Source organism: Amycolatopsis sp. EV170708-02-1, assembly GCF_022479115.1.
Taxonomy (GTDB): Bacteria; Actinomycetota; Actinomycetes; order Mycobacteriales; family Pseudonocardiaceae; genus Amycolatopsis.
Genome location: NZ_CP092497.1, coordinates 1,253,158 through 1,277,078, shown reverse-complemented (window position 1 = coordinate 1,277,078; position 23,921 = coordinate 1,253,158). Strand labels below are relative to the sequence as shown.

At 69.7% G+C, this 23,921-nt stretch carries 23 protein-coding genes and 2 pseudogenes; 16 read left to right on the top strand and 9 right to left on the bottom strand.

What is annotated here, in order from left to right; genetic code table 11:
* Window positions 1-10: 10 nt before the first annotated feature.
* The 7 genes from MJQ72_RS05760 to MJQ72_RS05730 all read left to right on the top strand — a co-directional run bounded on the left by MJQ72_RS05760 (window position 11) and on the right by MJQ72_RS05730 (window position 6,617).
* Window positions 11-493, top strand: a complete 483-nt coding sequence (locus tag MJQ72_RS05760) for a helix-turn-helix transcriptional regulator (protein ID WP_240601259.1) — start codon at window positions 11-13, stop codon at window positions 491-493.
* 65 nt (window positions 494-558) lie between these two features.
* Window positions 559-1,068 carry an RNA 2',3'-cyclic phosphodiesterase gene (gene thpR, locus MJQ72_RS05755; protein WP_240598090.1) on the top strand — a complete coding sequence of 170 codons (510 nt, stop codon included), beginning with the start codon at window positions 559-561 and terminating at the stop codon, window positions 1,066-1,068.
* A gap of 129 nt (window positions 1,069-1,197) precedes the next feature.
* Entirely contained in the window at window positions 1,198-1,467 is a 270-nt protein-coding gene (gene rpsO / locus MJQ72_RS05750) for a 30S ribosomal protein S15 (protein ID WP_003084034.1), read from the top strand.
* Window positions 1,468-1,701: 234 nt separating this feature from the next.
* Window positions 1,702-3,960: a polyribonucleotide nucleotidyltransferase gene (locus tag MJQ72_RS05745; RefSeq protein WP_240598089.1), complete on the top strand. Its 2,259-nt coding sequence runs from the start codon at window positions 1,702-1,704 to the stop codon at window positions 3,958-3,960.
* A 103-nt stretch (window positions 3,961-4,063) separates the two neighbouring features.
* Window positions 4,064-5,428: a pitrilysin family protein gene (locus MJQ72_RS05740; protein WP_240598088.1), complete on the top strand. Its 1,365-nt coding sequence runs from the start codon at window positions 4,064-4,066 to the stop codon at window positions 5,426-5,428.
* Window positions 5,425-6,171, top strand: a complete 747-nt coding sequence (gene dapB, locus MJQ72_RS05735) for a 4-hydroxy-tetrahydrodipicolinate reductase (RefSeq protein ID WP_240598087.1) — start codon at window positions 5,425-5,427, stop codon at window positions 6,169-6,171. The genes MJQ72_RS05740 and dapB overlap by 4 nt, the downstream gene beginning before the upstream one ends.
* Window positions 6,168-6,617, top strand: coding sequence for a tetratricopeptide repeat protein (locus MJQ72_RS05730; protein WP_240598086.1), 450 nt, complete (start codon window positions 6,168-6,170; stop codon window positions 6,615-6,617). Before dapB ends, MJQ72_RS05730 begins: the two co-directional genes overlap by 4 nt.
* Window positions 6,618-6,621: 4 nt before the next feature.
* Here the strand turns inward: MJQ72_RS05730 and MJQ72_RS05725 are convergent, their stop codons facing one another.
* The gene (locus MJQ72_RS05725) at window positions 6,622-7,275 is read right to left on the bottom strand and encodes a GNAT family N-acetyltransferase (protein WP_240598085.1); all 654 of its coding nucleotides are present in this window, start codon (window positions 7,273-7,275) and stop codon (window positions 6,622-6,624) included.
* Window positions 7,276-7,327: 52 nt separating this feature from the next.
* Window positions 7,328-7,849, bottom strand: a complete 522-nt coding sequence (locus MJQ72_RS05720) for a YqaA family protein (protein WP_240598084.1) — start codon at window positions 7,847-7,849, stop codon at window positions 7,328-7,330.
* Between the two features lie 149 nt (window positions 7,850-7,998).
* Between MJQ72_RS05720 and MJQ72_RS05715 the strand changes: the two are divergent.
* Window positions 7,999-8,406, top strand: a pseudogene (locus MJQ72_RS05715) (GtrA family protein); the annotation flags it as partial.
* 66 nt (window positions 8,407-8,472) lie between these two features.
* Here MJQ72_RS05715 and MJQ72_RS05710 read toward each other — a convergent pair.
* Entirely contained in the window at window positions 8,473-9,033 is a 561-nt protein-coding gene (locus MJQ72_RS05710) for a GNAT family N-acetyltransferase (protein ID WP_240598083.1), read from the bottom strand.
* Window positions 9,034-9,092: 59 nt separating this feature from the next.
* Between MJQ72_RS05710 and MJQ72_RS05705 the strand changes: the two genes are divergently transcribed.
* A complete protein-coding gene (locus MJQ72_RS05705) occupies window positions 9,093-10,313 on the top strand; it encodes a winged helix-turn-helix domain-containing protein (protein ID WP_240598082.1) in 1,221 nt (406 codons plus the stop codon).
* Between the two features lie 126 nt (window positions 10,314-10,439).
* On the opposite strand, the gene MJQ72_RS05700 is transcribed toward MJQ72_RS05705, so the two are convergent.
* Both MJQ72_RS05700 and MJQ72_RS05695 read right to left on the bottom strand, forming a co-directional pair.
* On the bottom strand, window positions 10,440-11,348 hold the full coding sequence (locus tag MJQ72_RS05700) for a DUF4097 family beta strand repeat-containing protein (RefSeq protein ID WP_240598081.1): 909 nt from the start codon (window positions 11,346-11,348) through the stop codon (window positions 10,440-10,442).
* 11 nt (window positions 11,349-11,359) lie between these two features.
* On the bottom strand, window positions 11,360-11,884 hold the full coding sequence (locus tag MJQ72_RS05695; RefSeq protein ID WP_240598080.1) for a toxin-antitoxin system HicB family antitoxin: 525 nt from the start codon (window positions 11,882-11,884) through the stop codon (window positions 11,360-11,362).
* A gap of 133 nt (window positions 11,885-12,017) precedes the next feature.
* Here MJQ72_RS05695 and thyX point away from each other — a divergent pair, with 133 nt between their 5' ends.
* The 5 genes from thyX (at window position 12,018) to MJQ72_RS05670 (ending at window position 17,580) form a co-directional block, all read left to right on the top strand.
* On the top strand, window positions 12,018-12,770 hold the full coding sequence (gene thyX, locus MJQ72_RS05690) for an FAD-dependent thymidylate synthase (RefSeq protein ID WP_034312167.1): 753 nt from the start codon (window positions 12,018-12,020) through the stop codon (window positions 12,768-12,770).
* Window positions 12,770-13,162, top strand: coding sequence for an ACT domain-containing protein (locus MJQ72_RS05685; RefSeq protein ID WP_240598079.1), 393 nt, complete (start codon window positions 12,770-12,772; stop codon window positions 13,160-13,162). The genes thyX and MJQ72_RS05685 overlap by 1 nt, the downstream gene beginning before the upstream one ends.
* A gap of 82 nt (window positions 13,163-13,244) precedes the next feature.
* The gene (locus tag MJQ72_RS05680; protein WP_240598078.1) at window positions 13,245-14,762 is read left to right on the top strand and encodes a serine/threonine-protein kinase; all 1,518 of its coding nucleotides are present in this window, start codon (window positions 13,245-13,247) and stop codon (window positions 14,760-14,762) included.
* 110 nt (window positions 14,763-14,872) lie between these two features.
* A complete protein-coding gene (dapA, locus tag MJQ72_RS05675) occupies window positions 14,873-15,886 on the top strand; it encodes a 4-hydroxy-tetrahydrodipicolinate synthase (RefSeq protein WP_240598077.1) in 1,014 nt (337 codons plus the stop codon).
* Window positions 15,883-17,580 carry a ribonuclease J gene (locus MJQ72_RS05670; RefSeq protein ID WP_240598076.1) on the top strand — a complete coding sequence of 566 codons (1,698 nt, stop codon included), beginning with the start codon at window positions 15,883-15,885 and terminating at the stop codon, window positions 17,578-17,580. The genes dapA and MJQ72_RS05670 overlap by 4 nt, the downstream gene beginning before the upstream one ends.
* A gap of 67 nt (window positions 17,581-17,647) precedes the next feature.
* Here the strand turns inward: MJQ72_RS05670 and MJQ72_RS05665 are convergent, their stop codons facing one another.
* Both MJQ72_RS05665 and MJQ72_RS05660 read right to left on the bottom strand, forming a co-directional pair.
* Window positions 17,648-18,601 (bottom strand): integrase core domain-containing protein, encoded by a 954-nt coding sequence (locus MJQ72_RS05665; protein WP_240598075.1) that lies wholly within the window; start codon window positions 18,599-18,601, stop codon window positions 17,648-17,650.
* A gap of 89 nt (window positions 18,602-18,690) precedes the next feature.
* Window positions 18,691-18,798: pseudogene (locus MJQ72_RS05660) on the bottom strand (hypothetical protein); the annotation flags it as partial.
* A gap of 424 nt (window positions 18,799-19,222) precedes the next feature.
* Here MJQ72_RS05660 and MJQ72_RS05655 point away from each other — a divergent pair.
* Entirely contained in the window at window positions 19,223-20,782 is a 1,560-nt protein-coding gene (locus tag MJQ72_RS05655) for a VWA domain-containing protein (RefSeq protein ID WP_240598074.1), read from the top strand.
* Here the strand turns inward: MJQ72_RS05655 and MJQ72_RS05650 are convergent.
* On the bottom strand, window positions 20,712-22,121 hold the full coding sequence (locus MJQ72_RS05650) for an amino acid permease (protein ID WP_240598073.1): 1,410 nt from the start codon (window positions 22,119-22,121) through the stop codon (window positions 20,712-20,714). The genes MJQ72_RS05655 and MJQ72_RS05650 overlap by 71 nt on opposite strands.
* Window positions 22,122-22,274: 153 nt before the next feature.
* Here MJQ72_RS05650 and MJQ72_RS05645 point away from each other — a divergent pair, with 153 nt between their 5' ends.
* The gene (locus MJQ72_RS05645) at window positions 22,275-22,865 is read left to right on the top strand and encodes a DUF305 domain-containing protein (RefSeq protein ID WP_240598072.1); all 591 of its coding nucleotides are present in this window, start codon (window positions 22,275-22,277) and stop codon (window positions 22,863-22,865) included.
* Here the strand turns inward: MJQ72_RS05645 and MJQ72_RS05640 are convergent.
* Window positions 22,842-23,813 (bottom strand): DMT family transporter, encoded by a 972-nt coding sequence (locus MJQ72_RS05640; RefSeq protein WP_240598071.1) that lies wholly within the window; start codon window positions 23,811-23,813, stop codon window positions 22,842-22,844. The two genes, MJQ72_RS05645 and MJQ72_RS05640, sit on opposite strands and share 24 nt — an antisense overlap.
* Window positions 23,814-23,921 lie beyond the last annotated feature (108 nt).

The window sequence follows — 23,921 nt, the reverse complement described above, 5'->3', positions numbered from 1 at the left end:
AGCGGACCAGGTGGAGGACCACAAGATCGTCCAGCGGAACATCGCGCTGCAGAAGGAGTGGTACGGGGAGCCGCTCGGCGATCGCGTGCGGAGACTGGTCGTCGCCTTCGACATCTCCCAGGCCTTCCTCGCCGAGGTCCTCGGCATCAGCGCGCCCATGCTCAGCCAGGTGATGAGCGGGCGCCGCGCGAAGATCGGGAACCCGGTCGTCCTCGCCAAGATGATCATGCTGGAGCGCAAGGTGCTCGTCCCTGCGGTCGCCGCCGGGGACCGCAAGGCCATGCAGGAGGCACTGGAAGACGTCCGCGACTCGCGGCCGACGGTGGGCAGGGACAGCATCCCGGTCGGCGCCGTCGCCGACGACCAGGGTGTGCTCGCGGCACTGCGGGACATCGGCGAGGACGAAGACCTCACCGAAGCCGCGAAGCTGCTCGACGACGATTTCCCGTCCCTGGCGGATCTGCTGCGCCGGGCGGCCAAGAACGGTGCCTGACGTACCTCGTGAGTTACGCCTCCAAGCACGCGAGTCACGGCCCTGAGCACGCGAGTCGCGCGCCCATGACACTCTTCAGCGCGTTGATCCCGCCGGACGGCGTCCTCGACCAGGTCGCCGACGCTCTCGGTACGCCCGAAGAAGGCGATTTCCGCTGGTCGCCGCGGGAGAACTGGCATGTCACCCTCGGTTTCTACGGCGCGGACGACCCGGCGGAACGCGGCGAATGGCTCGCCGGACGGCTGGCGGACGCGGGCCCGGTCGCCCTCCGGCTGGAAAAGGCCGCGACATTCCCCGGGGTGCTGTGGTTGAGTGTGTCCGGAACCGGGCTCCACGAGCTGGCCGCGAAGGCCGGAGCGGGGAGTGAGGGCAGGCCGTACGTGGCCCACCTGACACTGGCCCGCTTCCCCCGCGACCGGCCGGACGCCGCGAGCGCGTGGGAGGAGCGGCTGGCCGGGTTCACCAGTGAGACTTGGACGGCGACCGAGGCCGTTCTGATGAGCAGTGACCGTGAGCGGGGCGTCTCGCGCTACCGGGTGATCCGGTCGTACGCGTTGAACCACGCCCGCGACTGAAGCCGCTGATCACGAGGCTGGTAGCCTCGATGATTGGGTCCGGCTGCAGTCCGTGGCGGCCGTGACCGTCTCACCCGGCGTGAAGACATCGTCCGGGCCGCACGGCACAGAGTATCTAGGAGCACCACTGTGGCTTTGTCCACCGAAGAAAAGAAGTCGATCCTTGCCGAGTACGGCGTGCACGACTCGGACACCGGATCCCCGGAGGCCCAGGTCGCGCTGCTGACCAAGCGCATCGTCGGCCTCACCGAGCACCTCAAGGCTCACAAGCACGACCACCACTCCCGTCGCGGGCTTCTGCTGCTGGTCGGCCGCCGCCGCCGGCTGCTGAACTACGTGATGAAGGTGGACATCGAGCGTTACCGTGCGCTGATCCAGCGCCTCGGCCTGCGCCGATAGCTCGAACCCGAGGGGGAGTGACCGCATCGGTCGCTCCCCCTCGGTCCAAGTACAGAGACACGCGGCGCGAGCGCGCACGAGGAACCGTCCGCCGGTCCTCGGTAGTGGTTCCCGGGCAACGGCCCGGGGCTTCGATCGAAGACCGGCCTCACTCCTCGAGCGTCCGCAGGCGAAACAGGTCCCAGGGTGGGAGACTCGCGCCGTTACAGAGGATCAAAAGAGGAGATACACCCTATGACCGACTCCACCGGAGTCACCGTGCACGAAACCGAAGCCGTGATCGACAACGGCCGTTTCGGCACCCGCACCGTTCGCTTCGAGACCGGCCGCCTGGCCCGTCAGGCCGCCGGCGCCGTCGTCGCGTACCTCGACGAAGAGACCATGCTGCTCTCGGCGACCACCGCGTCGAAGCACCCGAAGGACCACTTCGACTTCTTCCCGCTGACCGTGGACGTCGAGGAGCGGATGTACGCCGCCGGACGCATCCCCGGCGCGTTCTTCCGCCGCGAGGGCCGCCCGTCGACCGACGCGATCCTGACCTGCCGCCTGATCGACCGGCCGCTGCGCCCGTCGTTCGCCGACGGTCTCCGCAACGAGATCCAGGTCGTCATCACCGTCCAGAGCCTCAACCCGGACGACCCGTACGACGTGCTCGCGATCAACGCGGCCTCGGCCTCGACCCAGATCGCCGGCCTGCCGTTCTCGGGCCCGGTCGGCGGCGTCCGCGTCGCGCTGATCGAGGACCAGTGGGTCGCGTTCCCGACCTGGAAGCAGCTGGAGCAGGCCACCTTCAACATGGTGGTCGCCGGCCGTATCGTCGGTGACGACGTCGCCATCATGATGGTCGAGGCCGAGGGCACCGAGCAGACCCTCGACCTGATCGCCGCGGGCGGCAAGGCGCCGGACGAGGTCTCGGTCGCCGAGGGCCTCGAAGCCGCGAAGCCGTTCATCAAGGTGCTGTGCGAGGCCCAGCAGCAGCTGGCCGAGCTGGCTGCCAAGCCGACCGGCGAGTTCCCGGTCTTCCTCGCCTACGAGCAGGACGCGTACGACGCCGTCGCCGCCATCGCGACCGACGACCTCGCGAACGCCCTGACCATCGCGGGCAAGCAGGACCGCGACAACGCGACCGACCAGGTCAAGGCCGCGGTGCTGGAGAAGGTCGGCCTGGGCGAGGGCGAAGCCTTCCAGGGCCGCGAGAAGGAGATCGGCGCGGCGTTCAAGGCCCTGTCGAAGAAGATCATGCGCAAGCGCGTCCTCACGGACAAGATCCGCATGGACGGCCGCGGCCTGACCGACATCCGCTCGCTCGCCGCCGAGGTCGCCGTGATCCCGCGGGCGCACGGTTCCGCGCTGTTCGAGCGCGGTGAGACCCAGATCCTGGGCGTCACCACGCTGAACATGCTCCGCATGGAGCAGCAGATCGACTCGCTCTCCCCGGAGACCACGAAGCGGTACCTGCACCACTACAACTTCCCGCCGTTCTCCACCGGCGAGACCGGCCGCGTCGGTTCGCCGAAGCGGCGCGAGATCGGCCACGGCATGCTCGCCGAGCGCGCCCTGGTCCCGGTCCTGCCGAAGCGGGACGAGTTCCCGTACGCGATCCGCCAGGTCTCCGAGGCGCTGGGCTCCAACGGCTCCACCTCGATGGGCTCGGTCTGTGCCTCGACCATGGGTCTGCTGAACGCGGGTGTCCCGCTGAAGGCGCCGGTCGCCGGTATCGCCATGGGCCTCATCTCCGACGAGGTCGACGGCGAGACCCGCTACGTCGCGCTGACCGACATCCTGGGCGCCGAAGACGCCATGGGCGACATGGACTTCAAGGTCGCTGGCACCAAGGACATCATCACGGCGCTGCAGCTCGACACGAAGCTCGACGGCATCCCGTCGGAGGTCCTCGCGGCCGCGCTGAAGCAGGCGAAGGACGCTCGCCTCACCATCCTGGAGGTCATCGCCGAGGCGATCGACGGCCCGGACGAGATGAGCCCGTACGCGCCGCGCGTCACCAGCGTGAAGATCCCGGTGGACAAGATCGGCGAGGTCATCGGCCCGAAGGGCAAGATGATCAACTCGATCACCGAGGAGACCGGCGCCGACATCTCCATCGAGGACGACGGCACGATCTACGTGGGCGCGGCCGACGGCCCGTCGGCGGAGGCGGCGATCGACAAGATCAACGCCATCGCCAACCCGCAGCTGCCCAAGGTCGGCGAGCGCTTCCTCGGCACCGTGGTGAAGACGGCCGCGTTCGGCGCGTTCGTCTCGCTGCTGCCGGGCAAGGACGGCCTGGTGCACATCTCGAAGCTGGGCAACGGCAAGCGGATCGCCAAGGTCGAGGACGTGGTCAACGTGGGCGACAAGCTCCGCGTCGAGATCGCCGACATCGACAACCGCGGCAAGATCAGCCTGATCGTGGTCAAGGAAGACGACGCTGCCGACGCCGCCGAGAAGCCCGCCGAGGGCGACAAGGCCGAGGCCCCGAAGGCCGACGCGTAGCAGTCCCGCTTCGCTCCACAGCACCAAGTGATCCGTGAAGGCCACCTTGAGGGACTCTGAGTCCCTCAAGGTGGCCTTCACGGCACGTGAGGCAGAAGGATCCATGGCTCGTCAGATCTCCGGGCACGAACAGCCCGTCGGCAGCACCCGCACCCTCGAGTCCACTCCGGACGGCGCGGTGGTCAAGCGCAGTGTGCTGGCCGGTGGCCTCCGGGTCATCACCGAGCACGTTCCCGCGTCCCGGTCGGTGACGGTCGGGCTGTGGGTCGGTGTCGGATCGCGCGACGAACCGTCGTCGGTCGAGGGCGCGGCGCACTATCTCGAACACCTGCTCTTCAAGGGCACCACGAACCGGGACGCCACCCAGATCGCCGAGGAGATCGACGCGGTCGGCGGGGAGTTCAACGCGTTCACCGCGAAGGAGCACACCTGCTACTACGCGCAGGTGCTCGACGAGGACCTGCCGCTCGCGATGGACCTCGTCACCGACGTCGTGTTCGAGGCGCTGTGCACGGACAAGGACGTCGAGACCGAGCGCAGTGTCGTGCTCGAAGAGATCTCGATGCGCGACGACGACCCCGAAGACCTGCTGCACGAGACGTTCGTCGGCGCCATCCTGGGCAACCACGCGCTCGGGCGGCCGGTGCTCGGCAGCGAGAAGTCCATCGTCGAGATGTCCGCTTCGGCGCTGCGCGGGTTCTACCGGCGGCGCTACACGCTGCCGCGGATGGTGCTCGCGGTCGCCGGGAACATCGAGCACGGCCAGGTGCTTCGCTTGGTGCGCAAGGCTTTGCGGAACCGGCTGACCGGGGCGGCGACACCGGTGCCGCCGCGTGGCGGGCGGGCGCGGATCGCGATGGCGCCGAAACTCGCGCTGCACACCGACGACACCGAGCAGGCGCACGTGATGCTCGGCCTGCGTTCGCTGTCGCGGCACGACGACCGGCGGTTCGCGCAGTCGGTGCTCAACGCCGCGCTCGGCGGCGGGATGAGCTCGCGCCTGTTCCAGGAGGTCCGCGAGAAGCGCGGCCTGGCGTACCAGGTGTACTCGTCCGTCGCGAGCTACGCCGACGCCGGGCACATGGCCGTGTACGCGGGCTGCCAGCCGGAGAAGCTCGGCGAGGTCGCCGGCGTGATCCGCGAGGTGCTCGAACTCGTCGGCAAGGACGGGCTGAGCGAAGCCGAGGTCGCACGGGCGAAGGGGCAGCTGCGGGGCGGGCTCGTGCTCGGCCTGGAGGACACCTCGTCGCGGATGTCGCGGATCGGCAAGAACGAACTGAACTACGGCCGCTATCTCGGCGTCGACGACACGGTGGCGCGGATCGACGCCGTCACCACCGAAGAGGTCTGTGCGCTCGCTCGCACTCTGCTCGCCCGCCCTGGTGGCGTCTCGGCGGCGGCGGTGGTCGGGCCGTACGCTCACGCCGACGACCTTCCGGACGATCTGCACGAGGTGATCGCATCATGACCGCTGGGATTCGCGTCGGCGTGCTGGGCGCACGCGGCCGGATGGGCCAGGAAGTGGTGAACGCCGTCGACGGCGCCGACGACATGGAGCTCGTCGCCGCGCTCGACGCCGGCGACGACTTCGCGGCGCTCAAGCAGGCACAGGTCGTCGTCGACTTCACCCATCCCGACGCGGTGATGGACAACCTGGAGTTCCTGACCGGCAACGGGATCCACGCCGTGGTCGGCACCACCGGGTTCAGCGAGGAGCGGCTGGAGAAGCTGCGCTCGTGGCTCGCGGCGGACCCGTCGCTCGGCGTGCTCATCGCGCCGAACTTCGCGCTCGGCGCGGTGCTGGCGATGCGGTTCGCCCAGCAGGCGGCGCGGTTCTACAACTCGGCCGAGGTCATCGAACTGCACCACAACCGCAAGGCCGACGCGCCGTCCGGCACCGCCGCGCACACCGCGCGGCTGATCGGCGAGGCCCGTGCGGAAGCCGGTCTCGCTCCCGGTGAAGACGCGACGACGTCCGAAGTGGACGGTGCCCGCGGCGCGCTCGTCGACGACGTCCGCGTGCACTCGGTCCGGCTGCCCGGGCTGGTGGCGCACGAGGAGATCCTGTTCGGTGGCGAGGGCGAGACCCTGACCATCCGGCACGACTCGCTGCACCGCACGTCGTTCATGCCCGGTGTGCTGCTCGGCGTGCGTTCGGTGCTCACGCGGCCCGGCCTCACGGTCGGTCTCGAGAACATCCTCGACCTGTGAGGGCCCGCAACTTCGCGCTGGTGATGACGGCGGCGCTCGCCGTCTACGTCGTCCTGCTGGCGGGCCGGGCCATCGCGTTGCTGCGCACCGGCGAGACGGTGCCGGTGCTCTTCGGCATCGGCGTCCTGCTGCTGCCGGTGCTCGGGATCTGGATCATCGTCACCACCTGGCGGTCCGGCATCCAGATCCAGCGGCTTTCCCGGCGGTTGGAAGAAGAAGGCGGCCTGCCCGACGTCTCCGATCTGCCACGCAGGCCTTCGGGCAGGGTGGATCGCGACGCCGCGGACGCCTGGTTCGACGAGCGCCGCGCCGAGGTCGAGGCGGATCAGGAGAACTGGCGCGTCTGGTACCGGCTGGCGTACGCGTACGAGATCGCCGGGGACCGGAAGCGGGCCCGCGCGACGATGCGGCGCGCCGTGGAACTCGAAGCCGCCTCCCGCGCTTAGCCCGCTAAACGCGGGGCTCGATCCCCAGGACGGGCAGGCATTCGCGGACGGCGACGAGTTCGATGTCGTCCCGGCGCCGCCACTGTTCGCGGGTCAGCAGCCATTGCTTGATCCGCGCGGGTTCGCCGCGCCGGGTGTCCCAGGTGACGCCGTTCGGCTCGTAACCCAGGGCCTGCGAGACGCTGTTCGAGGCCTGGTTGTCGGAGAACGCGTCGCTGGACGCCTCACGTGCTCCGAACCCCTCGAAGGCCAGCTGCAGCACGGCCTGCCGCATCTCCTTGCCCAGGCCGCGCCCCCGCATGTCCGGGCTGAGCCAGGAGAACGTGGTGACCGTGCCGAACATGGCGAAGTCGATGCCGATCAGATCCTGCATACCCACCGGCTCGCCGTCGACGACCACGACGAAGTACAGCCGCCATTGGCTCTCGCTCACCTGGCCCCGGCCCCGCCAGATCCCGCGCAGCCAGCGCCATTCGCGCTCCGGGCTGTCTTCGTAGAGCGAGGCGGGATCGTCGAAAGGCCACGGTGGTTCGGTGACCACGCCCTTGCGAACCGTCGGGATCAACCGCTCCAGGAGCTCGTCCGTCGCCCCCAGCAGGGAAAGGCGGGGTGTGTGCACCTGCACGTTCAACGGCGGATACGCGAACGAAGTCGGCATGGGCGAAGACCTTAGGGGCCCGCCGCTCCGGCGCGCATTCCCATTTCCGGGCTCAGTAGTGGAACCAGCCCGCGAACAGCGCGGGCGAGGCGGCCAGCAGGCTGAACCGCAGCCAGCGGCCCACGAAACCGGTGGCCAGGAAGGTCACCAGCGGCATCCGCACCAGGCCCGCGAGCACACTCGTGGCCATGTACGGCGGCAGGCCGACGATCGAGCTCACCCCGTACGTGCCCGCCATCCAATGCGGATGCCGATGGCACCGCTCGCGCAGGGCGTCGAGCCGGGCGCGCATCTTCTTGGTGCGCGCCCGCCATCTTTCCCGGCGCGGGGTGGGCGGCCGCTCCCGGTGCAGGCGGTCGTGCAGCGGTTTCGGCAGCTTGATCGTGCCCTTCGCGGCGAGGTAGTAGAGCGTCTTCCCGCCCACCTGACCGGCCGCGACGATGGCGCCGAGCAGCAGCCACGGCAGCGTCGGCTGGCTCGCGCACAGGCCGATGAGGAACATCTCGATGCTGACCACGGGGAGGATCGCGGAACCGAAGGCGACGCCGAACGACAGGAGCAACCAGCCTGCCATCGTTGCCTCCCCGTTATCTTCGTTCTCTCCAAGTTATCAGTTGAAAACCTGGACGCACTGGGGCCAGCCCCCGTTCCCGGCCTCCGGGCCGCACCAGAAGATCACCTGTTCGTCGGCTCGCGGCCACCTGCCGCTGCCATGCTGGAGCCGTGGCCGACGTGCACGACGCGGTCCGCGGCAAGGGTTTCGCGGATCGCTTCGCCGACTTCTGCGCGGCCGTGGTGCGGCGCCTCCCCTTCGGGCTTTCCCGGCTGGTGGCGCCGAGTTTCCTCGGTTTTGCGCTCATCAACGGGTTCACCTTCGGGGTCGACCTGATCCTGCTGACCCTGCTCCGCGGCTGGCTCGGCCTGCCGGTGTGGCTGGCGATCACGCTCGCCTACGCGACGGCGTTCGGGCTGAGCTTCGTGCTGAACCGCAGCATGAACTTCCGCTCGCACGCGCCCGTCGGCAGGCAGGCGGTGCTGTACGTGATCGCGATCGTGATCAACTACGTGGCGTTCCTGCTCGGCGTCGGCGCGGGACTGGCCGCGCTGGGCGTCGATTACCGCCTGTCCCGGCTCATCGCCGGGGCGTGCGAAGGCGTGTTCATGTACTCGGTGATGCGCTGGGTCGTGTTCGCGAAGTCAGGGAGTGAGCTCGAGGTCGAGGCCGCCGGTGAGGCGGACTTCGCGCACGTTCGTGCTTCCGGTGTCGAGGATGCGGACGGTCCCGTCGGGCGACCAGCCCGCGCGGCGGAAGAAGCCCAGTGACGCGTGATCGGTCTGGGCGACCCAGCTGATCCCGCGGGTGGCGCCGTCCTCGCGCAGCCAGGCGGACGCGTTCGCCAGCAGCCGTCCGGCGTGTCCTCGGCGTCCCCAGCGCGGCTCGACCAGCAGCGAGGCGATGAGCGCCGTCGTCGACGCGTCGTCGGGCAGCGATCCGTCGGCCGTGGCGACCTCGCTCACCGGAGCGCGGCCGGCGACACAGAAACCGACGGTGAACTCGCCTTCGGTGGCGAGGAAGACACGCGTGCCCGGGTACTCGATCGTCTCGGTCCAGGTCTTTTCGAGTTCCTCGATGTCGAGACCGGCGACGGCCGCTTCGCCGAGCAGCTCGGTGTAGGCGCTTCGCCAGGTGTCGCGCTGGATGCGGGCGATCTCGGGGGCGTCGGACACGACTGCTGGGCGGACTTCGGCGGCGGCCATGGCAGGCAATTTAGTCTGCTCGCCGGAAACTGTCGGTGGGGGATGGCACCATGCCGACGATGAGCACTACGACCATCAGCGGGCCGGTCGCGCGCCGGATCGCCCTGGCCGCACAAGGGTTCGCCGACGCGCGTCCCGGTGGAGCGGTGACGAGGAGGCATCTGCAGCGCGTGCTGTCGCGGATCCAGCTGCTGCAACTGGATTCGGTGAACGTCGCGGTCCGCGCGCACTACATGCCGCTGTTCTCCCGGCTCGGCGCGTACGAGCCCACGCTGGTGGACGACGCGGCCTGGTCCCATTCCGCGCGCAAACCCCGGATGCTGGTGGAGACGTGGGCGCACGAGGCAAGCCTGCTGCCGGTGGCGGACTGGCCGCTCATCCGGTCCGGGGCGAAACGCATGGGCTGGTGGACGAACTACGCCCGGGTGCTGGAGCAGACGCCGCAGCTGGTGGACGACATCCTGACCGTGATCAAGGAACAGGGGCCGATCGGCGCGGGCGGCATCGAGCGCGCGCTGGAGGGCAAGTCGGGAGGCTCGCGGCCCGGTTCGTGGTGGGAGCGGTCGGAGGTCAAGAAGGCCTGCGAGTGGCTCTTCGGTATGGGCGAGCTGACCACCGGCACGCGCCGGTCCTTCGAGCGGCTGTACGACCTGACCGAACGCGTCGTCCCGCCGGAGATCCTGTCGCGGACCGTGAGCCCGGAGGAAGGCGCCCGGGAGCTGATCACCCGCGCGGCCGTCGCGCTGGGCATCGGCACCGAACCGGATCTGCGGGACTACTACCGGCTGGGCCCGGACGTCAGCAAGCGGGCGGTGGCGGAGCTGGTCGAGGAGGGCGTCCTCGAACCGGTGACCGTGGACGGCTGGCCCGCCCCGGCGTACCGGCACGTCGCGGCGAAGGCACCTCGCCGCGTCACCGGCCGGGCCTTGCTGTCGCCGTTCGACCCGTTGATCTGGGAACGGGCCCGCACCGAGCGCATCTTCGACTTCTTCTACCGCATCGAGATCTACGTGCCCGAGCCGAAGCGGATCTACGGGTACTACGTGTTCCCGTTCCTGCTCGACGGCGAACTCGTCGGCCGGGTCGACCTCAAATGCGATCGTGCCGCCGGGCTGCTTCGCGTCCAGGGCGCCTTCGCCGAGCCTGGGGTGGATGTCGCGCGGGTGGCCAGTGAGCTGGCGGGCGAACTGCGGCTGATGGCGGAGTGGCAGGGGCTGGACGGGGTCGCCGTGGGGGAGCGGGGCGATCTCGCTCCGGTGCTCTCGCGCCTCGTCCGCTGAGCCTCGTGAGTGGTAAGGACGGTTAGAACCGTCCTCACCACTCACGACCACGCACGAGGGACCTTTGCTCCCACCCCCGTGGAAAAGTGCGAGCAAAGGTCCCTCGATCCCCCTGCGGTCCGCGGCTCAGCTGGCCGCGCTGGTCACCACCGCGTCACCGGTGCCGGTGCGCGCCCGCACCTTCAGCGAGACCTCCGAAGGCGCGGTCTCCGCGACCTCCAGTTCGCTCGATACCGAACCGGTCGTCGACGAGAGGTCGATCTCCGCCTGGACACCGCCGCGGATCCCGACCCGGACCTCACCCGATCCGGTGGTCAGCTCCAGCGTCCCGGAGGCGGCGTCCGCCACCGAGAGGGAGCCGCTGCCGGTGCGCGCCAATACCTCGCCCGCGACCTCGCCGAGCCAGACGTCACCCGTTCCGGTGGCGACCGTGGCCGAACCGTTCACCGAGGCCGCCTCGACCGAGCCGCTGCCGGTGCGCAGTTGCAGGCCAGACTGCGTCGGCCCGAGTTTGATGTCGCCGGTGCCGGTGCGGACGATCGCCGAACCGTCGGCCCGTTCGAGCGCGATCTTGCCGGCGCCGGTCATGAGGTCGGCCCGCCCGGCGGAGCCGGTGACCGTCACGTCGGCCGCCCCGGCGCGCACCTCCAGATGCGAACCGGCGGGTGCCCGGACGGTCACGGCGAGCGGGACGTTCTTCAGCTGCCAGGCCTTCGGCGCCTGGACGACCAGCCGGTTGCCGACCTTCTCGATCCGCGTCTGCGCCACCGCGTCGTCCACCGACCCCACCGGCGAACCGCCGAGCTGGTCGCCGAAACGTTCCCCGACCCAGCTGAGCAGGCTCGTCATCCCGTCCACCCACGGCTGCTGTTCGCCGCCGTCGCGGCGGACCTCGGCGTGGACGCCGCTCTCGCCGGTCAGTTCGATGGTCACCCGGCCGATGGCCACGCTCACGTCGACCTCGATCGGGCCCTCGGCCTCGAAATCCTCGACGCGCACGGTCTCTTCACCGGCGGGAATGTTTTCCTCGGTCATTTCCGTCCCCCTCAGCCCTGGACCCAGCCGTGCAGGTGCGAACCGGCACCGCCGCCCGGCTTCTGCTTGTGCTGCCAGTGCTCGCTCCCGCTCTTGCCCAGCGCGCCCTGGACGGCCTGCGAGACGAACGTGTTCAGCGAAACCCCCTGCGAGGCGGCCGCGGCTTCGGCCTGGCCCTTGACCTGCTCGAACAGGCGCAGCGTGATGCGGGTGATGTCGCCCGTGTCCACCTTGGGCGCGCGCGGGGTCTCCCGCGGCGCCTCGGAGCGGGGCGCGGACCGCTCGGCGCCCTCTCCCGCGCCGGTGACGACGACGCGCACGTCGCGGCCGTCGAGCCGGACGTCGACGACGTGCCCCGGCAGCGCGGAAGTCACTTCGGCGGCGAGGTCGGCGAGGGCGTTCATGATGGTCAGGCGGGCGGCCGGCTCCAGCGCCGACGACAGCAGCGCGGCAGCGCGCCGCGTCTGCTCGTCGCCGGCCGAAGCCGTGTTCGCGAGGTCCTCGCGAAGGCTTGTGATGTACGGCGTCAGATCCATGACACCACTATGACGTCACTTGTGATGTCACGTCAAGGAGACCTGACGTCACCGTGATGTCGCCCCGGCGTCAAACATGGTTGCGGTTAGGCTGCCCGGAGTCGTGGAGCAGGGGTCGAAAAGGAGTGCGAACGTGGCCGAGACCGTGTCACCCAAGGTTCAACTGATCGCGAAGACGGAGTTCTTCCCGCCGTCCGACGTACCGTGGTCGACCGATGCCGACGGTGGTGAGGCGCTGGCCGAATTCGCGGGCCGGGCCTGCTACCAGTCCTGGAAGAAGCCGAACCCGAAGACGGCCACCAACGCCGGCTACCTCGAGCACATCATCGACGTCGGTCACCTGTCGGTGCTGGAGCACGGCTCCGTCAGCTTCTACATCACCGGCATCTCCCGGTCGCTGACGCACGAGCTGATCCGCCACCGTCACTTCTCCTACTCGCAGCTCTCGCAGCGCTACGTGCCGGAGCGCGACGCCGCCTTCGTCGAGCCCGACGTCATCGCGCAGGACCCGGAGCTGCACGCGAAGTTCCTCGCCGCCTCGCAGGCCGCCGTCGACGCCTACACCGAGCTGCTCGCCGGGCTGGAGGAGAAGTTCGCCGACGTGCCGAGCGCGACCCTGCGCCGCAAGCAGGCCCGCCAGGCCGCCCGCGCCGTGCTGCCGAACGCGACCGAGACCCGCATCGTGGTCACCGGCAACTACCGCGCCTGGCGGCACTTCATCGCGATGCGCGCCACCGAGCACGCCGACGTCGAGATCCGCGCCCTCGCCATCGAGTGCCTGCGCGAGCTGCAGAAGGCGTCGGGCAACGTGTTCGCGGACTTCACCATCTCCGCGCTGCCCGACGGCACCGAGGTCGCGTCCAGCCCGAAGGTTCTCGAGGGCTGATGCGACGCCTCGCGATCGACGTCCGGCCCGGCGAGTACGCGGTCGCCCGCCTCGCCCCGGACGCGCCGGTTCCGGCGAACCTGCTCGACCCCGGCGAGCCCGTGCTGATCTCCCTCACGCGGACGCCGGAGGAGCTGTCGGTGATCTGCCCGGCCGGTCTCGCGCCGGCCGGGGCCACCGTCGAGGACGGCTGGCGGCTGCTGTCGGTCCGCGGACCGCTGGCCTTCACGCTGACCGGCGTCATCGCGGCGCTGTCCAGCGAGCTGGCCGCCGCCGGGGTGGCGCTGTTCTCGATGTCCACTTTCGACACCGACCACGTGCTGGTCCGGGCTGCCGAGCTGGAGCGCGCGGTGAAGGCGCTCCGGGAGGCCGGGCACGAGGTCACGGTCTGATCCATCAGCCGGGAGAAGGAACCTTTCGGAGCGCGAACGGGTCCGAGTTAGCATCCTGCGCGAACCGAAGGAGCACCGAACCTTGACCGACGAACAGACCCGTCCGTACGGGCCGCCCCAGCAGACCCAGCAGGCCTCCGGCGCGCGGATCGTCGCCGGCCGATACGCCCTGCTGGGCGAGCTCGGCCGCGGCGGGATGGGCATCGTCTGGCGCGCGCAGGACCAGGTGATCGGCCGTCAGGTGGCGATCAAGGAGCTGAAGTTCCCGAACGCGCCCGAGGACGCTTCGGTGCTGTCGGAGCGGATGCTGCGCGAGGTCCGCTCCGGCGGCCGCCTCAACGACCCGGCCGTCGTCACCGTGTACGACGTCGTCACCGAGAACGGCGCCACCTTCATCGTGATGGAGCTGGTCGAGGCGCCGACGCTGGCCGACCTGGTGCGCGACCGCGGGCCGCTGCCCGCCCGGCAGATCGCGCTGGTGGGGGAGCGGGTGCTGTCCGCGCTGCGGGCCGCGCACGCCGCCGGGATCGTGCACCGCGACGTCAAACCCGCGAACATCATGGTCGCGCCGGACGGCCGGGTGAAGCTCACCGACTTCGGCATCGCGCACGCCGCCGACGACCCGCGCCTGACCACCAGCGGCATGATCGTCGGCTCGCCCGCGTTCATGGCGCCGGAGCGAGTCGAGGGCCGCGACGCGATGCCCGAATCCGACCTCTGGTCGCTGGGCACGACGCTGTTCTTCGCCGCGGAAGGCATCGTCGCGTTCGAACGGTCGACCACCGCGGCGACCCTGCACGCGATCATGACCGAGGCCCCGTACCTGACCCGCGTCCAGGGCCCGCTGGCCGCCGCGATCCTCGGCCTGCTGGTCACCAAACCCGAGGCGCGGATGTCCTACGACCAGGTGCGCAGCCTGCTCGCGGCCGCACAGGGCGTGCAGGCCCAGCCGACGCCGCCCTCGGGTGGCACGGCGATGATGCCGCAGTCCGGCCAGCCGATGACGCGGCTCGCCCCGGCCCCGGCTCCGGCGAAGCGCAACCTGCGCCCGCTGTGGCTCAGCCTTGCCGCGGTCGCCGTGATCGGCGCCCTCGTCGGCGGGATCTTCCTCGGCCGCTGGATGGCCGCGCCCGAGGGGAGTTCGCAGGCGCAGGCGACGCTGACGTACGGCATCAACGGCCAGGTCAAGCTCGGTTCGTCCGGGGACTGCTACAACGTGCCGCTCAAAGAGGGCATCAACCTGAACGACGGGGTCAGCTGCGACAAGGATCACCTGCTGGAGATCTTCGCCAAGCGGGCACTGCTCGAAGTCGAGTCTTCCAGCGACGACGACGCGCAGGTCGCCGAGTACCCGGGAGCGGAAGCGGTCAACCGGATCGCCGAGGCGACCTGCTCGGCGACCTTCAACTCGAACGTCGTGCCCGCGGCGCAGCGGGCCTCGCTGACCTGGCGGGCGGTCGTCCCGACCGAGGCGGAGTGGAAGCGGCCCGTGGACAAGAACGACTCGAATTCGTCGAGCTACTCGCGGGGCTACTACTGCCTGCTCGCCAAGACCGACGGGAGCCAGATCCCCTCTCAGATCACGACCAAGGTCAAATAGCTCACAGAGAGTTTGCGCCGAGTTCGCGTTCGCCGCGGAAAATCTCCCGCATTCCCGGGAACGACCACGTCGGCAAGGGGTCCGGCGTTCGCAGGAGGTACCTTCACACCATGTCCACTCCACCCACCGCAGCGCCGGGAAGACCGTTCGGGCGCGTGCTCACCGCGATGGCCACCCCCTTCGACGCCGACGGCGCGCTGGACCTGAAGCGGGCGCAGGAGCTGGCCGAACACCTCGTGGAACTGGGCAACGACGGTCTCGTCGTGAACGGCACGACCGGGGAGAGCCCCACCACCACCGACGCCGAGAAGGCCGAGCTGGTCCGCGCCGTCGTCGAAGCCGTCGGCGATCGCGCGACGATCGTCGCCGGGGCGGGCACCAACAACACCGCGCACAGCATCGAGCAGGCCAAGCAGGCCGAAGCGGCCGGCGCCCACGGCATCCTCGTCGTCACGCCGTACTACTCGCGGCCCAGCCAGGCCGGGCTGTACGCGCACTTCACCACGGTCGCCGACGCCACCGAACTGCCCGTGATGCTCTACGACATCCCGCCGCGCTCGATCGTCCCCATCGAGGTCGACACGCTGCTGCGGCTGGCCGAGCACCCGCGCATCCTCGCGGTCAAGGACGCCAAGGGCGACCTGATCGCCGGCTCCGAGGTCATCGCGAACACCCAGCTCGCCTACTACTCCGGTGACGACGGCCTCAACCTGCCGTGGGTCTCGGTCGGCGGCGCGGGCGTGGTCAGCGTGATCGGGCACGTCGTGGCGGGCCGGATCCGCGGCATGATGGATGCCTACGAGTCCGGCGACACCTCCACCGCGCGCACCAACCACCGCGGCATGCTGCCGGTCCTGCGGGCGATGTCCCGCGTCGGCGGGGTCGCGTTCTCGAAGGCGGCCCTCAAGCTGCGCGGATTCGACATCGGCGACCCGCGGCTGCCCATCGTGGCCGCGAGCGACGAACAGCTCCAGGCGATTTCCGCCGATCTCGCCCAAGGGGGCGTGCCGCTCGGGGAAAGCGCCGCCAGTGACTGGCATGGTGCACGAGTGGCACAAGCAGATTCAGCGGCGGCCTACACGGCGCCGACCTCACATACCAGCGTAGGGACCATGCCTCGGTGAGTTCATTGCCAACCGGACCCGGACCGACCACCCCACCGCCCGCGCTGCCCGAAGGCGCCTTGCGCGTGGTCGCGCTCGGCGGGATCGGCGAAGTCGGCCGCAACATGACCGTCTTCGAGTTCGGCGGCCGTCTGCTGATCGTCGACTGCGGGGTCCTCTTCCCCGAGGACGACCAGCCCGGCGTCGACCTGATCCTGCCCGACTTCCGCGCGATCGAAGACCGCCTCGAGGACATCGACGGTCTCGTCCTCACCCACGGGCACGAGGACCACATCGGCGCCGTCCCGTTCCTGCTGCGGCTCGTGCCGGACCTGAAGATCTACGGCTCGCGGTTCACGAACGCGCTGCTCGCGGCCAAGGCCAAGGAGCACCGCCAGCGGCCGAACCTGATCGAGGTCCGCGAGGGCGAGCGACGCAAGGTCGGCGAGTTCGACCTCGAGTTCTTCGCGGTCAACCACTCGATCCCGGACGCGCTCGCGGTGGCCATCCGCACGCCCGCGGGGGTCGTGCTGCACACTGGCGACATCAAGCTCGACCAGCTCCCGCTCGACGGCAGGCTGACCGACCTCGCCGGGTTCTCCCGGCTCGGCGACGAGGGCGTGGACCTGTTCTGCGTCGACTCGACCAACGCCGAGGTGCCCGGTTTCGTCATGCCGGAACGCGACATCGGCCCGGTGCTCGACGACGTCGTCCGCAAGGTCGGCCAGCGCGTCATCGTGGCCTGTTTCGCGAGCCACGTGCACCGGGTCCAGCAGGTGCTCGACGCGGCCGTGCGGCACGGGCGCCGGGTCGCGTTCGTCGGCCGGTCGATGGTCCGGAACATGGGCATCGCGGCCGATCTCGGCCTGCTGAACGTGCCCGACGGCCTGCTGGTCAACCTCGACCAGGCCAGTGACCTGCCCGAAGGCAAGGTGCTGTTCGTGTCGACCGGTTCGCAGGGCGAGCCGCTGTCGGCGCTGTCGCGGATGGCGCGCGGCGAACACCGGCAGATCTCGATCCGCGCCGGCGACACCGTCGTGCTGGCCAGCTCGATGATCCCGGGCAACGAGACCGCGGTCTTCGGGGTCGTCAACGGCCTCACCCGGCTCGGCGCGAACGTCGTGCATCAGGGCAACGCCAAGGTGCACGTGTCCGGGCACGCGTCGGCGGGCGAGCTGCTGTACCTGTACAACGCGGTGCGCCCCAGCAACGTCATGCCGGTGCACGGCGAGTGGAAACACCTGCGCGCCAACGGAGAGCTGGCCGTGCGCACCGGCGTCGCCCCGGAGAACGTGGTGATCGCCGAGGACGGCGTCGTGGTCGACCTCGTCGACGGCAAGGCCACGCGGACCGGCCGGGTCGAGGTCGGGCACGTGTACGTCGATGGCCTCTCGGTCGGCGACGTCGGCGAGTCGACCCTGTCCGACCGGCTCGTGCTCGGCGAGGGCGGTTTCATCGCCATCACCGTCGCCGTGGACACCAGCACCGGCCGCGCGGTGACGCGGCCGACGGTGTCCGGACGCGGGTTCTCCGACGACCCGAAGGCGCTCGACGCCGTGGTCCCGATGGTGGAGATGGAACTCGCCAGGACCGAGGCCGAGGGCATCACCGACACGCATCGCATCGCGCAGGCCGTGCGCCGGGTCGTCGGCCGCTGGGTCGCCGACACCTACCGGCGCCGCCCGATGATCGTTCCGACGGTCATCCCCGTTTAAAGCTCGTGAGTGGCGAGGACGGTTCTAACCGTCTGTGCTGTTTCAGGACCTCACGGACAGATGTGTTTCAGGACTTGTCGGACAGTTTGTTGTTGAGTGGTTGGTAGCGTACTGCTCGGTTGAGGGTGAGCTGGCGGGCGATGGTGTCGCCGATCATGATGGTGACGCGGTCGCCTTGCCAGAACACGGTGGCTGTGTGTCCGGTCCAGTTTCGGCCCAGGACGATGGAGCAGCCAGAGAAGGCGATGACGCCGGTGGCTGAGACGGTGCGTTGAGTGCGGCCGCTGGGGGCTTCGCGGCCGGTGGCGGGGGTGGCTTTGGGGCTGGCGTCGTAGCGTTGCCGTGGGGTGTGGCCGTCGAGGCTTTGGTGGCGCCGGTGGTTGTTGTAGATGTGGCGGTAGTCCTCGAGAAGCTGTTGCAGGACGGCAAGGTTCTCGGCCGGTGGGCGGGCGGCGAGCCATTTCCGCAGGGTTCGGTGGACGCGTTCGTTCTTGCCGCAGGTTTGCGGGCGATAGGGCCTGGAGGCGATGGCGGTGACGCCGTGTTCGGCGAGGTGGCGTTCGAGTTCGACCATCTGCCCACGGTGTTTTCCGGAGAAAGCCAATCCGTTGTCGGACAACACTTTGACCGGTAGACCGTGGCCGGCGAAGGCCTGTTGCAGCGCGGCCCAGGTGTCGGTGCCGTTCTCACTGCTCGCGGCGTAGGAGCCGACGTCGAGGCGGGAGTGGTCGTCGAGGATCTGGATGATGCAGACCTTCTGGCCGTCGGCCAGGTAGTACTCCATGCCGTCGATCTGCCAGCACCCGTTCGGGTCGGAGTACTCGAACCGGCGTCTCGTGCGGGGTCTCTTGCGGGGCTCCGGTTCGATCTGGCCGTGCTCGCGCAGGATCCGGTAGATCGCCGACTTCGACGGCAACGGTATGAACCCGGCCTTCTCCAGCCGCCAGCGGATCGAGATCGGCCCGTTGTCCCAGCCCTCGTCCGCGAGTTCCTTGCGGGCCCGCAGCACCGCCTCGACCACCTCCGCCCGAACGCGGTGGGACGGTGGTGCGGGGCGGTGCTGCGGCGGATGAACCCGTTCGCCGCCTCGTTCCGGACCCGGGTCACATACCGATAGAACGTGTCCCGGGACACCCCGTGCTCGCGGCAGAACTGCGCCACGTTGACCTTCTCGCCCGCGGCCGCCCGAGCGACCGCGGCGACGAACTCAGGATCCATCGAAAACCCTGTACTGCCCATCGTCGCATGATCACCACGAAAGCCCTGGTCACCACACCGACAGGCCGGTCAGTGTCCGTGAGGTCCTGAAACATCAACTGTCCGACATGTCCTGAACTCAGACAGACGGTTCTAACCGTCCTTGCCACTCACGAGGCGTGACGCGAGCAGCAGCGCGAAGGCGACCGTGATCGCCTGACCGAAGAGGGCGTTGCGGGCTTTGCGCTGTTCCGCACGAGTGGGCCGGTTCATCACGAATTCCCCCGGTTTCGAGTGCTTTCCTTACCGGGCAAGTGTTTCGCGAGCCGCGCCGGGGCACCTCCCGCCTCGGTAGGGTTTCTCTACGCCGAAAGTCGTAGCCTTCCCCTAGGGGTGCTGTCGGCGTACCCTCGGACGCTCCTCGAGCCCCATGCCGGGAGAGCCGATGGGACGCCACGCCACCACCCGGACCCGAAGACGGATACTGGTGCCGCTGCTGGCGCTCGCGCTGGCGGCCGTGCTCGGCGCGGCCACCTGGGTGGTCGTGGCCATGGCGCGATCCGAACCCGGCTGCGAGCCCGAGCGGGTGGTCGTCGCCGCGTCGCCCGACATCGCCCCGGCCGTCACGCGGGCCGCCCGCGCCCTCGATCTCGCGTGTGTCACGTTCGACGTCCAGGCCAGGGAATCCCTCCAGCTGGCGCGGGAACTGTCCGGAACCGCGCCCAAGCCCCAGGCCTGGATTCCGTCTTCGACGCTGTTCCTGAGGCACGCCAACGGGGTTCCCGCCTCCGGGCCGTCGATCGCCAGCTCGCCCGTGGTGCTCGCGGTCGCCGAACCCGTCGCGCGGGAACTCGGCTGGCCCCGCAGATCGCCGACCTGGCCGGAAGTGCTGGGCCACGCCGGGATCGTCGCCGGAATGCCGGATCCGGTGCGTGATCCCGTGGGGGTCTCCGCGTTGCTGGCGCTGCGCGAGGTCGCGAAGGACGCGCCGGATCCGGCGGCCGCGTACGTCGCCTTGCTCCGGAAGTTCTCCGCCACCACGGCCGGTGCGACGGTGTTCCCCGCGTCGGAGAACGCGGTGCTGCGGCACAATTCCGGGCTTTCCGAGGGCGAGACAGCGCTGGTGGCCGCGTACTCGCCCGCGGCCGCCGCGCTCGACTACCCGTTCGTCGAGATCGCGGGGGCGACCCAGCGGCAAGCCGAGGCCGTCGCGGAACTGAAGCGTGCTCTGCTCTACGGCGCCGCGACCGGCACGCCGTACGAACTGCGCGCCTCCGGCGGCCAAGCGTTGCGGCCGGCCGAAACCGATCAGCGCATCCAGGCGCACGGGCAGCGCAGTGCCGAGATCCCGGCCGCCGCCGAGGTCGACAAGGCGCTCCGCCAGTGGGCCGCGGTGAACGCGAGCGCCCGGGTCCAGGTGCTGATCGACGTGTCCGGTTCGATGAGCGCGCCGGTCCCGGGAACCGGGAAGTCCCGTCTGCGGATCACGCTGGAGGCGGCGGAGAACGCGTTGCACTTGTTCAAATCTGCCTCACAGGTCCGTTTCCTGGCCTTCGCGACCAAAATGGACGGTGAACGTGACTACCGCGAGATCCTGCCGATGGCCCCGGTCAAGCAGCAGCTGACGGCGGTCGATCGGTTACGTGCCGTCCGCGCTGTGCCGGACGGGCAGACCGGGCTCTACGACAGCATCCTCGACGTCCATCGGCTGGCACACCAGGAATTCGAGCGGGGAAAGCTGAACCTGGTCATCGTGATGACCGACGGCCGCAACACCGATCCTGGCGGCATCAGTCGCGAGAACCTGGTGGCGGAGCTGGGAAAGTTGCGCGATCCGGAGCGCCCGGTGCCGTTGATCGCCATCGGGATCGGCCCGGACGCCGACGAGGCCGAACTCCGGCAGCTCGTCGCGCCCGCCGGTGGCCAGGCGTTCCTCAGCCGTGATCCCGCGAAGATCGGAGAGGTGTTTTACGGGGCTCTCGGCCGGATCGCCGGCGCTGGATGAAGTAGACGCCGAGGATCACCGCCAGGCTGATCAGGCTCAGGTAGAGCTGGGCTCGGGTGTCGGCGTCCACGAACAACATCGACGCGACCACGGCCAATGTCCCGGCGAGGGTGAGCCGGCTCAGCCACGGGTAGCCCCACATGCGCAGTTTCAGCCGTTCCGGTGCTTCGGTCTCCAGACGGCGCCGCATCCGCAGCTGCGAGCCGGCGATGATCGCGTAGACGAACAACGCGACCGCGCCGGCGGAGTTGATGATGAAGTAGAAGATCTTGTCCGGGGAAACGAAGTTCATCACCACGGCCACGTAACCGACCGAAGTGGACACCAGGATCGCCTTCCACGGGACACCGCGCCGGTTCGTGTCCGCGATCCATTTCGGCGCCCAGCCGTTGCCGCGCAACGCGAACAGCATGCGGGACGCGGTGTACAGCCCCGAATTCAGCACCGACAGCACGGCCGTCAGCACCACCGCGCTGACCACCGTCTCCGCGGCGGGGATGCCGAACCGGCCGAACGCGGCGGCGAACGGGCTGGTCGTGGTCGGGATGTCACGCCAGCCGGTGATCATCACCAGCAGGGTCACGGAGCCGACGTAGAACACGATGACCCGCCACACGATCGACGAGGTCGCCTTGCGCACGGCGGTCTCGGGCTCGCGTGATTCGGCGGCGGCGATGGTGACGATCTCCGCGCCGAAGTAGGAGAAGATCACGATCACCACCCCGTGCACCACCGAGAACGGGCCGTTGGCGAGGAAGCCGTCCTGCGCGATGTTGCCGACCGAGAACGAGCCGCCGGGCCAGGCGCCGAGCACGAACAGGACGCCCACCACGAGGAACACCACGATCGTGGCGATCTTGACCGACGCGAGCCAGAACTCCGTCTCCCCGAACGAACGGGCGGAGGCGAGGTTGGTCGCGGTCAGCAGCAGCATCAGCACCAGCGAGAAGATCCATTGCGGTACAACGGGAATCCACGTCTGCAGGATCTTCGCCCCGGCGACGGCCTCGAACGCGACCACGCCGACCCAGAAGTACCAGTACAGCCAGCCGACGGTGAAGCCCGCCCAGCCGCCGAGCGAGGTCCGCGCGTACTCCATGAAGGACCCTTGTGACGGCGAGGCGGTCGCCATCTCGCCCAGCATCCGCATCACCAGCACGACGATCAGGCCGCCGATGGCGTAGGAGAGGACGGCCGCCGGGCCGACGGTGTGGATGACCGCGCCGCTGCCGATGAACAGGCTCGCGCCGATGATGCCGCCGAGGGCGATCATCCGTACGTGGCGTTGCCGCAGGTCCGGGCGCAGTCCCGCCCGTTCGGAGCCGGAATCTGGACCCATGTCGCGGTGACCTCCTGTCGGAGTGGCGGCGGATCGCGGGATTGTCGCACCGCGCGGCCGGAAGGAAAAGTGTTTGCGCAACCCCAGGTGAACAGGCCGATGTGGACTCTGCCAACCTAGGCACCTCCACCGCGCGTTCCGAGGAGCTCTTCGATGCCGCACGCCGTCCTCCGGTTCCTGCCCGCCGTCGCCCTGGCCGCCGTCGCGCTCGCGGGCTGCTCGGACGAGGCACCCCAGTCGCAGACGGCTCCTCCCGGGTCGTCACCGGTGGCGCAGCAGGCCGCCGTCCCGTTCAACGACGCCGATCTCGCCTTCGCGCGGCAGGCCCTCGCACACCACCAGCAGGGCGTGGATCTGGCTTCCCTGGCGGAAACCCGCGCGGCGAACGACCAGCTGAAGGCGCTCGCGAAGCGGATCATCGACACGCACGAACCGGAGATCGCCCGGCTCTCCGGGCTGATCGAGGCGTGGGGGCAGCCCGCGCCGGACGACCCGAACCTCGAACACGTCCAGCGCGACGGCTACGTCAGCCCCGGCGACATGGCGGAACTGGCCAAACTGTCCGGAAAGGACTTCGACCGCCAGTTCGTCGCGCGGCTGCTGCGCCAGCGCGAGGCGGGTGTGCGCATCGCCGACGCCGAGACCCAGCACGGCCGCAACCCCGACGCCCGCGACCTCGCCGCGACGACTTCGCGTTCGCAGCAGCAGGAGATCGGTGACCTACGGGGCTTCCAGCAGGGTTGAGTCCGTCTGGACCACGTTCGAATTCAGCTGGACGATGTACGCGCCGGTCAGCAGCACCACCGCGCCCGCGGCCTGAATCCAGCTGAGTGCCTCGCCCAGCAGCAGCCAGGCCGCGGCGGCGGCGATCAGCGGCTCGACCAGCCCGACGACGCTCGCCACCGACGCCGGGAGATGACGGAGCGCCGCCATGCCCGTCGCGTAGGCGAGAACGGTCGCGATCAGCACCAACGCGATCAGCAACGACCACACCGGGGGCTCCCACGGCCCGAACGTCGCCGGCGCGTCGAGGACGCCCCACGGGATCGTCCACGGCGGGGCGACGGCGCACACCAGGACCGCGCCGATCGTCATCCCCCAGGTGACCATGCCGAGCGGATCCCGGTCCGCGACGCCACGCTCGCCGAGGAGGAAGTAGCCCGCCGAACAGACGGCCGCGCCGAGCCCGGCGAGCAACCCGAGGACGTCCAGGCTGAGTCCCTCCCAGACCTGCGCGACCAGCACGAGCCCGGTCATCGCCAGCGCGATCCCCGCCCACATCGCCCTCGGCAGGCGCACCCGGCGCACGAACCGCACCCACAACGCGATCAGCACCGGTGAGGTGAACTCGAGCAGGATCGCGATCCCGACCGGGATCCGGCCCGCCGAGAGGAAGTACATGAGCTGGACGCCCGCGACGCCGAGCGAGCCGTACGCGAGCAGCAGCGGCCACTCGTTCTTCGTGACTTTCAGGAGTTTCGGCCGGAAGACGGCGACCAGCGAGAGCAGCACGAGCGCCGACAGCCCGATGCGGATCGCCGCGACCTGCTCCGGCGACAACCCGGCCTGCATCGCCGGTTTGCCCAGCACACCCGAGGTGCCGAAGAAGAGCGCGGCGAGCAGGATCAGCGTGATGCCCCGGCCGCGACGCGCGACGTGCTGGCTGGGGGCGGCGGCGAGTTCGGCGGTCACGGCCGGAGGGTAGAGGCCGGGTGGCGGCGGGGCGACCCGTTTTCCCAACGGCTGGTCTCCGGCCGGGCCTCGTGAGTGGCGAGGACGGTTAGAACCGGCCGGGCCACT

What these genes read in the sequence shown, in the direction of transcription:
- thpR (WP_240598090.1), top strand. Translation starts at nt 559, where the DNA reads ATGACACTCTTCAGCGCGTTGATCCCGCCGGACGGCGTCCTCGACCAG.
- MJQ72_RS05745 (WP_240598089.1), top strand. Translation starts at nt 1,702, where the DNA reads ATGACCGACTCCACCGGAGTCACCGTGCACGAAACCGAAGCCGTGATC.
- MJQ72_RS05740 (WP_240598088.1), top strand. Translation starts at nt 4,064, where the DNA reads ATGGCTCGTCAGATCTCCGGGCACGAACAGCCCGTCGGCAGCACCCGC.
- dapB (WP_240598087.1), top strand. Translation starts at nt 5,425, where the DNA reads ATGACCGCTGGGATTCGCGTCGGCGTGCTGGGCGCACGCGGCCGGATG.
- MJQ72_RS05725 (WP_240598085.1), bottom strand. Translation starts at nt 7,275, where the DNA reads ATGCCGACTTCGTTCGCGTATCCGCCGTTGAACGTGCAGGTGCACACA.
- MJQ72_RS05720 (WP_240598084.1), bottom strand. Translation starts at nt 7,849, where the DNA reads ATGGCAGGCTGGTTGCTCCTGTCGTTCGGCGTCGCCTTCGGTTCCGCG.
- MJQ72_RS05710 (WP_240598083.1), bottom strand. Translation starts at nt 9,033, where the DNA reads ATGGCCGCCGCCGAAGTCCGCCCAGCAGTCGTGTCCGACGCCCCCGAG.
- MJQ72_RS05705 (WP_240598082.1), top strand. Translation starts at nt 9,093, where the DNA reads ATGAGCACTACGACCATCAGCGGGCCGGTCGCGCGCCGGATCGCCCTG.
- MJQ72_RS05700 (WP_240598081.1), bottom strand. Translation starts at nt 11,348, where the DNA reads ATGACCGAGGAAAACATTCCCGCCGGTGAAGAGACCGTGCGCGTCGAG.
- MJQ72_RS05695 (WP_240598080.1), bottom strand. Translation starts at nt 11,884, where the DNA reads ATGGATCTGACGCCGTACATCACAAGCCTTCGCGAGGACCTCGCGAAC.
- MJQ72_RS05685 (WP_240598079.1), top strand. Translation starts at nt 12,770, where the DNA reads ATGCGACGCCTCGCGATCGACGTCCGGCCCGGCGAGTACGCGGTCGCC.
- dapA (WP_240598077.1), top strand. Translation starts at nt 14,873, where the DNA reads ATGTCCACTCCACCCACCGCAGCGCCGGGAAGACCGTTCGGGCGCGTG.
- MJQ72_RS05655 (WP_240598074.1), top strand. Translation starts at nt 19,223, where the DNA reads ATGGGACGCCACGCCACCACCCGGACCCGAAGACGGATACTGGTGCCG.
- MJQ72_RS05650 (WP_240598073.1), bottom strand. Translation starts at nt 22,121, where the DNA reads ATGGGTCCAGATTCCGGCTCCGAACGGGCGGGACTGCGCCCGGACCTG.
- MJQ72_RS05645 (WP_240598072.1), top strand. Translation starts at nt 22,275, where the DNA reads ATGCCGCACGCCGTCCTCCGGTTCCTGCCCGCCGTCGCCCTGGCCGCC.